Origin of the sequence: Chryseobacterium aquifrigidense, assembly GCF_006716485.1 — a bacterium.
Lineage (GTDB): Bacteria > Bacteroidota > Bacteroidia > Flavobacteriales > Weeksellaceae > Chryseobacterium > Chryseobacterium vietnamense.
In genome coordinates this window covers 1647448-1662017 of record NZ_VFPD01000001.1, presented here as the reverse complement: position 1 = coordinate 1662017, position 14570 = coordinate 1647448, and the positions used below count along the sequence as shown (strand labels likewise).

At 34.8% G+C, this 14570-nt stretch carries 15 protein-coding genes; 7 read left to right on the top strand and 8 right to left on the bottom strand.

The window, feature by feature from the left end:
* Window positions 1–75: 75 nt before the first annotated feature.
* Together FB551_RS07345 and FB551_RS07340 are read right to left on the bottom strand one after the other, a co-directional pair.
* Window positions 76–942, bottom strand: coding sequence for a sigma-70 family RNA polymerase sigma factor (locus FB551_RS07345; RefSeq protein WP_002979276.1), 867 nt, complete (start codon window positions 940–942; stop codon window positions 76–78).
* 371 nt (window positions 943–1313) lie between these two features.
* The gene (locus tag FB551_RS07340; protein WP_047430031.1) at window positions 1314–2105 is read right to left on the bottom strand and encodes a S1/P1 nuclease; all 792 of its coding nucleotides are present in this window, start codon (window positions 2103–2105) and stop codon (window positions 1314–1316) included.
* Window positions 2106–2573: 468 nt separating this feature from the next.
* Here FB551_RS07340 and FB551_RS07335 point away from each other — a divergent pair, with 468 nt between their 5' ends.
* From FB551_RS07335 to FB551_RS07320, 4 genes are all read left to right on the top strand, one after another.
* A complete protein-coding gene (locus tag FB551_RS07335) occupies window positions 2574–3491 on the top strand; it encodes a type VI secretion system baseplate subunit TssG (protein ID WP_226798644.1) in 918 nt (305 codons plus the stop codon).
* Window positions 3492–3545: 54 nt separating this feature from the next.
* A complete protein-coding gene (locus tag FB551_RS07330; RefSeq protein ID WP_047430037.1) occupies window positions 3546–4448 on the top strand; it encodes a TssN family type VI secretion system protein in 903 nt (300 codons plus the stop codon).
* Between the two features lie 25 nt (window positions 4449–4473).
* The gene (locus FB551_RS07325; RefSeq protein ID WP_034697821.1) at window positions 4474–5613 is read left to right on the top strand and encodes a hypothetical protein; all 1140 of its coding nucleotides are present in this window, start codon (window positions 4474–4476) and stop codon (window positions 5611–5613) included.
* Window positions 5614–5714: 101 nt separating this feature from the next.
* The gene (locus FB551_RS07320; RefSeq protein ID WP_142016429.1) at window positions 5715–6890 is read left to right on the top strand and encodes an aminotransferase class V-fold PLP-dependent enzyme; all 1176 of its coding nucleotides are present in this window, start codon (window positions 5715–5717) and stop codon (window positions 6888–6890) included.
* Window positions 6891–6942: 52 nt separating this feature from the next.
* On the opposite strand, the gene blaIND is transcribed toward FB551_RS07320, so the two are convergent.
* Window positions 6943–7671, bottom strand: a complete 729-nt coding sequence (blaIND, locus tag FB551_RS07315; RefSeq protein WP_047430047.1) for an IND family subclass B1 metallo-beta-lactamase — start codon at window positions 7669–7671, stop codon at window positions 6943–6945.
* A gap of 285 nt (window positions 7672–7956) precedes the next feature.
* Complete coding sequence (locus FB551_RS07310) at window positions 7957–8610, bottom strand: metal-dependent transcriptional regulator (protein ID WP_047430050.1); 654 nt, start codon at window positions 8608–8610, stop codon at window positions 7957–7959.
* 85 nt (window positions 8611–8695) lie between these two features.
* Between FB551_RS07310 and FB551_RS07305 the strand changes: the two genes are divergently transcribed.
* On the top strand, window positions 8696–9724 hold the full coding sequence (locus FB551_RS07305) for a threonine aldolase family protein (RefSeq protein ID WP_142016426.1): 1029 nt from the start codon (window positions 8696–8698) through the stop codon (window positions 9722–9724).
* Window positions 9725–9773: 49 nt separating this feature from the next.
* On the opposite strand, the gene FB551_RS07300 is transcribed toward FB551_RS07305, so the two are convergent.
* A complete protein-coding gene (locus FB551_RS07300; protein ID WP_142016423.1) occupies window positions 9774–10277 on the bottom strand; it encodes a hypothetical protein in 504 nt (167 codons plus the stop codon).
* A gap of 320 nt (window positions 10278–10597) precedes the next feature.
* Between FB551_RS07300 and FB551_RS07295 the strand changes: the two genes are divergently transcribed.
* The gene (locus tag FB551_RS07295; RefSeq protein ID WP_047430057.1) at window positions 10598–11842 is read left to right on the top strand and encodes a site-specific integrase; all 1245 of its coding nucleotides are present in this window, start codon (window positions 10598–10600) and stop codon (window positions 11840–11842) included.
* A gap of 14 nt (window positions 11843–11856) precedes the next feature.
* Here FB551_RS07295 and FB551_RS07290 read toward each other — a convergent pair whose 3' ends face one another.
* The 3 genes from FB551_RS07290 to FB551_RS07280 form a co-directional block, all read right to left on the bottom strand.
* A complete protein-coding gene (locus FB551_RS07290) occupies window positions 11857–12141 on the bottom strand; it encodes a helix-turn-helix domain-containing protein (protein WP_047430060.1) in 285 nt (94 codons plus the stop codon).
* A 3-nt stretch (window positions 12142–12144) separates the two neighbouring features.
* Window positions 12145–12420 (bottom strand): helix-turn-helix domain-containing protein, encoded by a 276-nt coding sequence (locus tag FB551_RS07285; protein WP_047430063.1) that lies wholly within the window; start codon window positions 12418–12420, stop codon window positions 12145–12147.
* A gap of 196 nt (window positions 12421–12616) precedes the next feature.
* Window positions 12617–12769, bottom strand: a complete 153-nt coding sequence (locus tag FB551_RS07280; protein ID WP_226798643.1) for a TraQ conjugal transfer family protein — start codon at window positions 12767–12769, stop codon at window positions 12617–12619.
* A gap of 837 nt (window positions 12770–13606) precedes the next feature.
* Here FB551_RS07280 and FB551_RS07275 point away from each other — a divergent pair.
* Complete coding sequence (locus tag FB551_RS07275; protein WP_226798642.1) at window positions 13607–14491, top strand: helix-turn-helix domain-containing protein; 885 nt, start codon at window positions 13607–13609, stop codon at window positions 14489–14491.
* The last annotated feature ends 79 nt before the right edge of the window (window positions 14492–14570 follow it).

The following is a 14570-nucleotide window of genomic DNA, read 5'->3' as shown; positions in this document are numbered from 1 at the left end:
TTGAAAAATGTTACAGCCATAAAAAAAACGGAGCCTGAAACCAGACTCCGCCTATAAAATTTTTTTACGCTAAAATTATTTACCCAGGTAAGATTTAAGGATCTTGCTTCTGGTATTGTGTTTTAGTCTCTTAATTGCTTTTTCTTTGATCTGACGAACTCTCTCTCTTGTAAGATCGAAAGTTTCACCAATTTCCTCTAAAGTCATTGGGTGTTTTCCGTTCAGTCCGAAGTACAATCTTACTAAGTCAGCCTCTCTTGGCGTCAAAGTATTCAATGCTCTTTCAATCTCGATTTGCAGAGATTCAAGCATCAGATCTTTATCAGGACTTGGAGATTCTCCTGAACGTAATACATCATAAAGATTAGAATCTTCACCTTCTACCAAAGGCGCATCCATAGACAGGTGTCTTCCGGAGTTTTTCATTGATTCTTTGATATCTTCCTCGCTCATGTCAAGAACTTCAGCCAATTCTTCCGGAGAAGGTGGTCTTTCATTTTCCTGCTCAAGGTGAGCGTATGCTTTATTGATTTTGTTGATAGATCCAATCTTGTTCAATGGTAATCTTACAATTCTTGACTGCTCAGCCAATGCCTGTAAGATTGATTGACGAATCCACCATACTGCATAAGAGATAAATTTGAAACCTCTAGTTTCATCGTACCTTTTTGCCGCTTTCATTAATCCTAAGTTACCTTCATTGATCAAATCGGGTAAAGAAAGACCCTGATTTTGGTATTGCTTAGATACAGATACTACGAAACGAAGGTTGGCTTTGATTAATTTCTCAAGTGCGGCTCTGTCACCTGCACGTATTCTTTGTGCCAATTCTACTTCCTCGTCCGCAGTAATCAGTTCCACTTTACCAATTTCCTGCAAATACTTGTCTAATGAAGCAGTTTCCCTGTTGGTAACCTGCTTAGTGATTTTTAATTGTCTCATTTATTTTTTCCTCAAAAAAGAGTTACTATAATATATACGTATGAAAAGGTAAAAAGGTTACACATGATTCAATATTTTTATACAAAGTATACGATAAAATGTATTAATGATTTTTTAACAATAGATTAAATGATTGATAACTAGTTTGTTGTGTGTTTTAACTTATAATTTAAAAGAATAATTATAAATTCTAAAATAATAAATTCATTTACAAAACTTTATAATTTTACTAAACCTTAAACCTTAAACCTTAAACCTTGAACTTTAAATTTTAAACAAAAAAAAACGAAACCGAAGTCCCGTTTTTATATCTAAAAGTACTATTTCAGGTTATATTGAGTACCCGCAAACCTGAAACCCTAAACCCGCAACTAGAAAAGCTCGTTTAATACTTTCGCCAGTCTCAATCCTCCGTATAGAAGCTGTCTTTCCATCGTTTCATTGAACTTATACTGATAGTCGTAAGACAATTTAGAATCGTTTGGAGTCTGTGCATAGATCTTGTTGGCGATTTTATGAGAATCGTACAACCAGTCTTCCAGTGTTCCGGACTGGATCTGTGCTACTTCCTCTTTAGATTTGATATCTAGAAGTTTAGAATATTCAGTGTAACTGTATTTTTGAGAATCTACTAATTTTCCATCCCAAACAGAGTGTAAATTAGTTTTTTCCCCGAAATAGGTAACATTGATTTTATTTCCACCCAAATCTTCAGCTCTTCCTACGTGTAATGGCTGAGCAAGGTCTCCCATAATATGGATAAGGAAAATTAAAGCAATTTTTCTGTCTTTTTCAGAAGTGTTTTTGTCTTTGATCTGGCTGGACAATGTGTTTACCTGAGTATAGAGGCTTGGTCCTGCCTGTGCTTTTAAATTTTGTTCAAAAGCTTTAAAGTCGGTCATCGGATCAATGTTTACATAATGCCATGATGAAGCCTGCTTCCAGGTACCTGTGGTATCAGATTTGATAAAATCCGGCCAGTTCGCCCAGTAAGCCAGACGCTCTTTTCCCATGATCTTTTTAATTTCTCTTCTTGCTTTGCGGGAAAGGTGGTTTTGTGCAATGTCTGCAATCACTCTGTGTCCCGTTAATCCCCACGCATAAGAATAAAGTGAAGAGGCCATGAATGCTAAAATCAGAATTTTAGAATAAATACTTTTCATTTTAAATAACAATTTTCAGTCTGCAAAGATACGGCCCACTTTCGGAATGAGCATGCATTATCCTGAATTTATTCCGTATGATGATGTTAATAAAATTTAATTTACATAAAAGAAGCAGTTATAGTAGGTTGGGCAGTTTGAATTTTTTTGGTAATGAAGGTAGGATAGAACATAAAGAAGAACAATTTAAAATCCAAATCAGAACCTTAAGCTTTAAATTTTAAACCTTAATTAAAAAACCATTAATCAATTGATTCTGAATAGGTAATTTTAAATTCAGAAAAGCAAATAAATAGGCTATTTACCGTATTTTCACGGAATTTGTAGAAAATTATTCCTATTAATGTCAATAAATTATTATTTTTAGGATAAAATTATTGTAAAAATATTTTTTCAAACTTATGAGATATATTATCTTTACAAGTCATAATCAGAGGAAACACTATGTATGAGAATAATATTGTAGATATGCATTACAATAAGCTGCAGACAGACTTTAAGGCTGAAGCTGTGGCTGTAAACCTCTTGAAATACCATCGTGCGGTAAGCAATATCTTCATTGAGCGTGTAGGTGTGAACGACCGTGCTTACCTGAAAGATATTAAAAGTATTTCAAGCAGTTATTTAGGATTTGACGAGGAAGTTTTTACTATAGAGACTTACAGGGAAGGTATTTACGACTATCTTCCGGAAGGTTTATTTCATCCGCCGTCTCTTGGAGCTTCCAGAAAGAATGTAGATACTGTGGTAAGGGAAATCCGGAAACAGAAAAGGGTAGAGGATGATGCCCGTAAGTTTTTCCGTCCATTTGAGCTGGAAGTTTTTTTTACGGAAATCAGTGCTTTACTTAAAGAATCAGAATTTGATATCACCAGCAGTACAGATTCTTTACTGGAAACAGTAAGTGAACTTTGGCCTATGATAAAAATGCTGGACAAGCAGAGTGCCTATATTTTTATGCATATTTTGCCGTTTTTTCATCAGATCAGAGGAGACAAGAGATGGTTTGAAAGATGTATGACTGCTTTTCTGCAGGTACCGGTAAAAGTAAGTTTTTCACCTAATATTATTGACGGGATTGAGAAAAATGATAACTCCATGTTACTTGGAAATTCAAGACTGGGAGTCACCTATATTCCAAGCGGGCCTCATATGGACGGGCAGCGAAACTGGGTGGTGAACATTGGTCCCATTCCTTATGGAGATATGAAGAAGTATATTCAGGGAAGTCCGTTCAGAAATGTGCTTCAGGCTCTTTATGATTATTTTCTTCCCGTAACAGTGGATGTGGAGGAGAATTTTGTCACAGAAAAGGAGGAATATTCATTCAGCCTTGAGGACGATGAAAGAAATGCCAGCCGCCTTGGATACTCTACATTCCTCTAAATTATTTTATTATATTTACAACTACCAACAAAGTATAAATTCGAAAAGAAACAAATGGAAATTTCTTCAGTAAAAGGTATTTTTTTAAGGTATATCTTAATGCCTTTAATCGCAATTATTATGATGGTTATACTCGGTGTAATCAGGAGAAATAAACCTGCGATCAAAATTAAAGTAATTATTATATACGTACTCCTTTGCAGTTTATGTCTGGCTATTCCGGGTGTTTTCGGGTTTGCGGGAAATCTTTTTAATCCGTACTGGTATCTTATTGCACAGGTAATTTACCTTATTTTTGGGATTATTCATGTGAATCTGCTGCATAAATATTTCAAAAAGCATATCGATTCTCTGGCAATGAGCATTCTGTTTGAATCTATCCTTTCACTGACATGTATCGCTTTGGGTGGATATCTTTTCACACTGATCTTCAACTGGATGAGCAAAGGCACAGGATATGCTGTAATGGCAGCAACAAGTATGGTGATCTTTGTGGTTCCCATGGTGTTTTATTACTGCTATATTCAGTTTATCAGTATTCCTTTTGATATTTATAAAACATGGAGATATTCTCCGGATCAGAAACTTCCTGATTTTGAGGGAGCAGATTTTGACAGATTAATGGTCCTGAATGTTGAACTGAGCAAAAAATTAGAAGATACCAACCGATTCAGAATTAAAGCGAAAACACTTCCTACAGGAGTTACATTCGGAGATTGGTTCTACAGAGTAGTAGATGATTATAACCATAAAAATCCGGGTTCAATTATCCATCTTTCAGACGAAGGAAATGAGCCGTATTACTGGATTTTCTACACAAAAAAATCGTTTTTCAGTTTTAGAAAATATATAGATTTCGACCACGACATTACGACAAACAACATTTCTGAAAATGAAGTGGTGATTTGTAAGAGAGTTATTCAGCATGAAGAGGAGGGAGTCACAAGAAAATCATAAACACAAAAATTAAAAAGTATTAAACATGATACAGCCTATTAAACATTTTGCCATCAATTGGGTGGATGGGATGAAAGTTTCCCAGAGACACCTTAATGATCAGGATAATTTCTTAATTGATACCATCAGAGATTCCAATTCCCTTGGAATTACTACATATAACTACGGACTTCTGCCTATTTCCAATGAATTTACAGACCGTACTATTTTTGACGTTCACAATACCGCAACCAATGATGTACAGCTGGTCATCAAGCGTTGCAGCGCGGTTACAATGGCAGGATACCGTATTGAACTGACAGACAGAAGAATCAGCGTAAAATCATTGGCGAAATCTATGAATGAAGAGCAGGCCGATGGAGAATATTATATTTTGATCTCTGTAAATCCTTTTGATAAAGTACCTTTCGGAGATATTGATCCTGAGGAAATTCCGCCACGACACCCAAGTGCACAGCCGAATCATCATATTGAACTGCTTCCTGTAACATCTTTGAACAGCAGCTACTCAGGAGGAAATTATCTTATTATCGGTAAGGTAGATTTAAAAGGAAATATCGCCCAGGTAGATTCCAACTTTATTCCGCCTTGTACTTCTGTACAGAGTCATCCGGCTTTGGTAGATTATTACAGCAGCTATGCGAAGTCTATTGGAAATCTTCAGCAGTATGCTTTTAAAATTATTCAGAAAGCATCTCACAAAAATCAGAATACAGCTTTAGCACAAAATGTTAAGTTCTTGTGTACTACCATGGTGAATACTTTTGGAGATATGTATTTCCAGTTCAGAAATATTACGCCTTGGCAGCCACCTGTATTTTTAATTGAATCTTTTGCAAGACTGGCGCTTCATTTATACAATTCAACCCAGCTTCTTGTTCCTGCAGAACTGGAAGAAATGCTGAACTACAGCTTAGAGTGGAGCGAAATTGCGCCTCATACTTTACTGAACCAGCTTTCTATTGTAGCAGAAACGAATTATGACCACCATAATTGTGGTGAACCTTTGCTTTATATTCAACAGATGTTGAGAAGCCTTGAAATTATCTTCTCTAAACTGAGTGAGCTTGATTATATCGGCCAGAGAAAAGAAAATATCATCGTTAATGAGCAGGAAGTATCCACGAACACAAACCCAAAAAGAGGTTGGAGTGTTTTAGATTAAAATCACTGAGTAAAAAATAGAATCCCGGATGAAAATTCGGGATTTTTTATGGGGGTATTTAGGAAAAATTAAAAGTAAATTTGTTGTAAGGATAGATAAAAATGAATTCAGAGGTTATAAGAAAAGATACTCCGGGATGTTCGGATAAAATATTTTTAAACAGTGCAGGCGCATCATTGATGCCAAAAACCGTTGTGGATGCTACCATTAAGTTTTTGTATGAAGAACAGGAATTTGGAGGCTATGCGGCAGCAGTACAAAACGCAGGTCTCATCAATCAGTTTTATGAAGAGACGGCAAAACTGATTAATACAAAGCCTTCCAATATTGCATTTGCAGGCAGTTCTACAGATGGCTATGCAAAAGCTCTGTCTAGCATTTCTTTTAAAGAAGGCGACTGTATCATTACCACTAATGATGATTATATATCCAATCAGATTGCTTTTATTTCTTTGCAGAAAAGATATCATATTGAAATCATCAGGGTTGCGAATCTTCCTGACCATGAATTGGATCTTGAAGATTTTGAAAGATTAATTAAGAAACATAATCCTAAATTAATTGCTGTTACTCATATTCCTACCAATTCCGGTTTAATTCAGAATGTGGAAGGAGTGGGAAAGTTATGTAAACAGTATGATGTTCTGTATCTTGTGGATGCCTGTCAGTCTGTGGGACAGATCGTGGTGGATGTAGAAAACATCCATTGTGATTTTCTCACGGCAACCGGAAGGAAATTTATGCGCGGACCGAGAGGAACAGGATTTTTATATGTTTCTGATAGAGCCTTAAACCGGAAAATTTATCCTTTATATTTGGATAGTCTGGGAGCTAAATGGACCGCATTTGATGATTACCAGGTTCATGACACAGCCAAAATATTTGAGCTTTTTGAAAGACCTTATGCTGCTTTGGTGGGATTTGCAGAAGCTTTGCGCTATGCCAATGCCATTGGAATGGATCAGATTGAGAGTTACAACCGGAAGTTGGCAGATACTTTAAGAATCAATCTGCAGAATAGTGATTTCAGAGTGCTGGATAAAGGAAATAGATTAAGCAGTATTGTCACTTTCTGCCAGCCAGATGGAAATGTAGAAAAAATTCATAAGGCTTTGAGTGATCATAAGGTGTTTTTTAAGGAAAACCGCAGAGAAGATGCTTTAATTGATTTTACCTCTAAAAATGTAGACCACGCGATCCGGTTATCTCCCCATTATTTCAATACGATGGAAGAAATTGAAAAAGTATCACAACTTTTAGAAAATATCCGCCATTAAAATGGTGGTTTTAAATATGAAGCGCCCTGGCATTCGCCAGGGCGCTTCATATTTATTTTTTGTTCAAAAGATCAAGAGTATGTTCTACATGTCCGCCTCCTTTCCATTCATCGTGTCCGGGGATAATCAAAGTTGCCTGTGAATATTTGTTTTTCAGCTTTGTCATGGTTTTCGGCCATTCTGCAACATTTGCCTCTCCGGTGTAGCCAAGATCAACTGCAGCATTACTTTTTACAAGACAGCCCCCATCAAGAATTTTATATTTCGGGAACCATACTACAACATTGTCGGCTGTGTGCCCTTCACCAAGAAAGTCAACTACAAATTCTTCACCACCAATACGGTAAGGTTTTCCTGTTTTGATAAGTTCGGTAGAAGTAGCTTTTCCTTCTTTCTTTAACAGTTCATTGGTTTTTGCCGTAGCGTAAGTTTTAATTCCTTTTTTATTATAAAAGCTTAAATCTCCGGCTCTGTCTTCATGCGAATGGGTAGCAAACACTGCAATCACAGGAACGTTATGGCGTTTCTGAATGGTATCCATCAAACTTTGATATTGTGTTTTCTGCCATGGAACATCAAATAAAACAACTCCCTTTTTAGTTACCAGATACACTGCATTGGTAGAATATTCCTTTCCTCCGAATACTCCAAAAGTCTTGTAAATATAAAAATTAGGTTGAATCTGTGGCTCAATTACAAAATCTCTTACCTGAGTGGTTTGAGCATTTCCCAATGGGCTTAGCAACATCGAAATAATAAAAAACGGAATGCTTTTTTTCATAATTTTTTGAGTAATAATTAATGTATGTATTTGTCAGAAAAGACAAAGTCTGTAGATTGTTTTGCAAACCTAACTAAAAATAAATTTTGTGGTATTGAGAGAAGAAGAGTTTAACCGTTTTTTAACAGTATCGAAAAAATCTTTAATAGCTTAAAAACTAAAATCAATATTTTTAAAATCATTAAGATTATTAAGTTGTTAAGTGCTTCTTAATGTTTAATTTTTTAAGTGTCAAACCTAACAGGTTTTCAAAACCTGTTAGGTTTATGATGGGATCCGTTAAGACTATTTCTTAACCAGTATTTTTTCAGTAGCTTTTTTGCTTAAAATTTCTGTTTTGCCTTCAATTTCTATCGTCATTGATTTGTCAAAACTTTCTATTTTTATAATTTTTACCTTTGTATTGAGCAGTAATTTCCTGTCATTCAAGTAGGTCAGGAAAGCATCATCGGAAAGGGTAACAGAGGCAAAAGTTACATTTTCTCCCGGTTCACAATTGCTTAATTTTTGCAGATCCTGAGCAATAATATTGCCATCTTTATCAGGAATAGGTTCTCCGTGAGGATCGAATTTAGGATGATCCAGGATTTCGTCCATTTTCTCAAAAAAGATTTGAGAATGCACATGCTCAAGCTGTTCTGCAATCTCATGAACGTTTTCCCAGCCGAAATTCATCTTTTTTACCAGGAACATTTCGGTAAGTCGGTGTTTACGAACAACCAGGGCTGCTTCACGTCTCCCGCTTTCTGTAACGATCAAGGGTTTGTAGGTTTCATAAATGACCCACTTTTTCTCTGCAAATTTCTTCATCATATTATTGACACTCGGCATTTTGACATTTAAAAATTTGCTGAGTTCATTAATCGTAACCTTTCCTTCATTGTCAACTAAATGAAACAAAGCTTTCAGGTAATTCTCTTCTGTTAGGGTTGTTTTCAAAATGTTAGATGATTTTCAGTACAAATCTAACAAAATAAAATGAAAAGTTGACTCTTGTTATTTTAACTTTTTTTACTTTTACTCTATGAAATTTTCATTCAAAAACGATTATTCTGAAGGCTGCCATCCCAATATCTTACAGGCACTTTTACAGTATAATCTTGTACAGCAGGCTGGCTATGGAGAAGATGAGTATTCATTAAAAGCGAAAGCATTAATTAAAGAAAAAATCAACAATCCGGATTCGGAAGTTTTTTTAGTTTCCGGGGGAACGCAGGCGAACTTAATTGTTATTTCAGCGATCTTAAAACCTTATCAATGTGTTATTTCCGCAGCACCCGGACATATTCTGAATAATGAAACAGGAGCTATTGAGGCCACAGGTCATAAAGTATTAAGCATTGAAACGGCAGATGGTAAATTAAAACCGTCAGATATTATCCCGATTTTAGAAGGACATCGTAATGTGCCGCATCAGGTAATGCCCAAATTGGTTTATATTTCCAATTCTACAGAGCTGGGAACAATCTACCAGGCAAAAGAACTGGAAGAACTCTCTGCATTTTGTAAGGAAAATAAATTATATCTGTTTATGGATGGGGCAAGACTTGGGCATGGGCTGACAGCTGAAATCAGCGATCTTACCCTGGAAAAGGTAGCTGCTCTTACTGACGTTTTTTATATTGGAGGAACTAAAAACGGAGCCTTAATTGGAGAAGCGATTGTGATTAATAATCCTGTATTACAGGAAGATTTTGCTTTTAATATCAAACAGAAAGGAGCATTATTGGCGAAAGGAAGACTGTTGGGAATTCAGTTTTTAGAGCTGATGAAGGATAATCTGTATTTTGAGCTGGCACAACATGCCAATCAGCAGGCAATGAAAATTAAAAAAGCTTTGCAGCAAAAAGGAGCTGCATTTCTTTCAGATACCTATACCAACCAGATTTTTCCTATTCTCAATAACCAGCTTATAGAGATACTGTCTGAGAATTTTGAGTTTTATGTCTGGAAAAAAGTAGATGAAAATTTTTCAGCCATTCGTCTTATTACTTCATGGAGTACAGATGATGAAGCTGTGAACCGTTTTATTGAAATAATCGAACAGAATTAGCATAAAAAAACAGCCTTGGAAAAAAGGCTGTTTTGTGTTTTATAATGGATTATTTTTTCAAAGCTTCGTTGACTATTTTACAGTCTGCAGGCGTTAGCTTCTGTCCGTCTTTATAGCTGATTTTTTTCTCGTCAGCATATTTGGTTTGTCCGTCCTCTTCTTTGTGATCACCAATACCTTCCGTTAAAGTATTATCTTTCTGCAGGAAGTAGATATCTCTTTTGCTTTTTTTACCTTCAGAGCTGAATTCATAAGTTAGTTTCAGGGTATCTCCGGATTTGAAACCTGTTACATCTCCTTTTGAACTGTCTTTTTCGCTGTTTTTATAAGATAATTTTCCGGTGATTGTTCCTAAATTGTCATCAATAGAAGCAAAAACACTGTCTTTTCCTGTAGCCCCGATATAACAGAACGATTTTGGTCCAAGAGTATCTATTACAGGCTCTTCCACAGCAATGGTATCTGCTTCCACTTTGGGAGCCGGTGCTTCAGTTTTCTTATTACAGTTGATTAAAAAAGCTGATACAGCGCCCAATAAGATTAAATTTTTCATATCCTTAATTGTTAAAAATCAAATTTCTATTCTGCTAAAATAATAATAGTATTTGTATATTAAAAGTAATGAACTCTAAGAAAAACGTAAAAAAAGGTGAAGACCTGCATGAATAAAGGATTTTAGGAGAATGATAAAATTGAAATGGTGCAGTGAAAAGCTACTTAAAGAAGTCCAACTGAAAAATCAGGTTACCAAATCATTACCTATGTTCTTTTAGGGCTAAATATGTAATTGGTTGTAATTCTGAATTTTGCATTGTATTTCATATTGCCTCGTAACTCAATTGAATTTAATTTTAAATATCAAAACATTGAGTTATGGAAACTACAAAAAGGTCAACTTTTAAGTTACTATTTTACCTAAAAAAAAACGCACCTAAGAAAAATGGTGCGGTAGCTATTATGGCGAGATTAACCATTAATGGCAATATCTCTCAGTTTAGCACTAAGTTGGAAATTAATCCACAACAGTGGGATTTAAAATATGGAAGGGTAAATGGTAAAAGTAGGGATGCAGTGGAAACAAATCAAAGACTGGATAAAATAAGAGTCCGTATAGAGCAGTGTTATTCTAGGATTTTGGATAAGGATCATACTGTATCTACTGAAAAACTGAAAAATACTTTTCTTGGTTTGGATAGTAACGAATTTACACTGTTGCAATTTATGGATAATTTTATCGTGGACTTTAAAAAGAAAGTAGCTAGTGGTACCCGATCAAAAGCTACTTGTTCTACATATTCCATACTTCGTAATAATTTAGCCGGTTTTATTATGTTCAATTATGCCAAAAATGATATCCCCTTAAAGGAAATCAACTGTGCTTTTGTGCAGGATTTCGATTATTATATGCGTAATGAAAAAAATAACTGTCACAACACAATATGGGCATATATGGTTTCATTAAGAACGATCGTAAAGCTGGCCATCAGCCGAAAGTTACTTTATGATAATCCTTTTGTTGAGTATAGCAATATTCGTAAGGATAAGGACAGAGGTTATCTTATGAAAAAAGAACTGGAAGCGCTTATCGAATATCAACCTATGAAAAAAAATATTGAGTACATAAAAGATATGTTCTTATTTAGTTGCTTTACCGGACTGTCTTACAGCGATATTAAAAGATTGGATAAGACACATATACGTGAATTTTTTGATGGCAATATATGGATCATTCTACGGCGTAAAAAAACAACAATATCCTCAAATATTTTATTGCTCGATATTCCTAAAAAGATTATTGCAAAGTATGAAGGTACTGCAAAGAACAGTCTTCTTTTTACTCTGGTAGGCAACTATCAATGTAATCTTAGTCTTAAAAAGCTTGCAAGGGAAGTAGAATGCCTTAAAGGAAAAAAAATATCCTTTCATATAGCACGGCATACCTTTGCTACTTTATTTTTAAGCGAAGGTGTGCCACTGGAAAGTCTTAGTAAGATGATGGGGCATAAAAACATAGCTACTACCCAGATCTATGCTAAAATCCTTAATGAGAAGGTGGGTCGGGATATGGAAGAAGTATCTCATAAATTTAAGGAGCTAGAAGCTGCTTTTAATTCATAAGATTTTTTGGTATATCATTTTGCTTTGTAATTATTTTCCAACAGGTTCAAAATATCTAATTCCTTGTACAATATTTTTCCCTGAATTTGTACAAAAGGTAATATGCGATCGTCCCGGTATTGTTGAAGTGTGCGCCTGCTGATATGAAGCAAGCGACATACTTCATCGCCGGTTAAATATTTTTCTTCCTGATGGGACGGTCGTAAATATCGGCTTATCTGCTTAATATGTTTTTTAATAGCATTCAAATCTTTAAGCCAGGATAAAATTTCTTCGGTAGCGTTTTTTATAGATTGCATCCTTTAATTTTTTGATTGAACTAATGCGATTACATCATTATATTTAAAATAATTTTTCCGACTGATGCAGGTGCAGGGCAATAGGCCTTTTTGCTTATAATTTTGTAGGCTTCTTTTACTAATATTCAAAAGCTGGCATACCTCCTGATTATCCAGCCACCTGTTTTTACTATAGGTGGATTGATATGGTGCAGCTATTTCTGAAAGTAATTTGTTAAGCCCCTCAATTTCTTTATTCAAGGCTTCGTAGGCATTCTTTTCTATGAGTATAAATTCCATAATTCAATTTTGAATTATGAAGCTATGGGACTGCTGAACATAAGTCTTCAAACTGTCTTTCAATTGCAGTAATAGGTAGTGAATGGCTCATTTAAGTATTCTATAAGCCGTTACAAATAAGCAGATTTCTCAAAAAATAGTTAGGAAAATATTTACAATAAAATCTTAGTAAATCTTTTGTGGCAGTTTGAATGATCTACTGGTCATTTTTTATAACCAATATCACATTTTTTGAAACCGTTGATTCGGAAGTGTAATACAGTCTGAATTCTTTTTCATGCAATGGATATAGATCATTTGGCTGCATAGTCGGATTATTAAAGAACCGCAAATTGCTTTTTTGGAGCACCAACGGATGATTTCTCGAATTTTTTTAAAGAAGATTTATTGCGGATAGAAAGTATATATTAATATTTTGATTTGGGGATAAGCTGTTTTAATACCAAAATTTATATAAATATTACCTTTTATAAAATATTACTCGGAGAACTGCAAAATATGATGACTGTCCTTATCCTTTCTGATAATTAGAACAGATCATTTCCTTTAAACTTGCTCCAAAGTCGGGAAACGTTTGAAAGCAGGGATTATAGAATGAAAAAACGGACATAAGAGAGTGAAATCTTCAAATGTCGGTCTTGTGACCAAGACGAGCGTATCTTCAAACACTTTTATAGATGATTTGATTCGATTAAGTCAAATTAAAAATCAATTACTAATCCCAATTTTATCAAACAAGTTATTTTAGCTTTTTTCTAATGCAATTTAATTTTTTAAACTATTAGAAATCAGCAATGGAATAATAAGCCTTAATTTGGCTGTGTTGGTCTTGTACCCATACCCGAAGAGGTATCGAAACATTTGGTTGAGGATTTGGAAAGAATTGTAGAATTAAATAATCCTGTGATGTGACCTCAAAGAGCGTATCTTCAAACACTTTTATAGATGATTTGATTCGGTTGAGCCAAATAAAAAAAGACTTACAAAGCTCATTTTTAACAGGTAATTTTCATACACTTTAAACTACTTGCAATATAATTTTAAGCATTTAAAAAAATGGTGATTGACGTTATTGGTCTTTAGTTAGCTTCGATTGTCTTTTATTCCTTTGCTGAAGTTTACGAAACATTAGGCTATAGTAAATTACATTTTTAATACTTATATGTGTAGTTTGATTTTCTTAACTTTGAAAAATGAGAAAAAGATAAAAAGAGCTGTTTCGGAGTTTAATACTGAGTTAAAATTAAAAGGTTTCCGTGCGTTTCAAATTGAGCAGGACGGAAACGAAACCCGTGTGTACAGCAGAAAAGAATTCTATAAAATCTGCCTTACGACCGGGAAAAGTAAAATTCATTATTCCGATAAAAGTTTTGAGCAGGAGGGAACGGTGCTTTTTTTCGGAAACCCACATATTCCATATTCCTGGGAAACAATTTCTACGACTTATAAAGGATATACCATTCTTTTTTCCGAGGAATTTTTTAAGAATTCTGAACGCTCTGAAAGTTTACAGCAGTCATCTTTCTTTAAAATCGGTGGAACTCCTGTTCTGAAAATTACCGAAGAGCAAAGACAATTTCTTAATACCATTTTTCAAAAGATAATTGCAGAACAGGAAAGCGATTATGTTTATAAGGATGAGCTGATACGCAACTACATAAGTCTTATCATTCACGAATCTTTAAAGCTGGAACCTGCAGAAGATTTCGACCAGAATAAGAATGCGGCATCAAGATTATCATCAGTTTTTCTAGAACTGTTAGAAAGACAATTTCCTATTGAAACTACACACCAATCTCTGCAACTGAAATCAGCTCAGGATTTTGCAAAGAATCTAAATGTTCACGTCAATTATCTCAATCGTACCATAAAGGAAGTTACCGGAAAATCTACGACAGCGCATATCACAGAACGTATTCTTACAGAAGCAAAAGCATTGTTGCAGCACACCGATTGGAATATTTCAGAAATGGCTTTCGCTCTCGGATTCGATTATCCGACGTATTTTAATAATTTCTTTAAAAAACAAACAGGTGCCAATCCAAAAGCATTTCGTTTGACCGAAGTTTGAATTTCTTAATTTTTGGTTTGATTATCATTAACTGGTAGCACTCCGCTGTTTATAATTTTGTATCAGTAATTTTTAAACA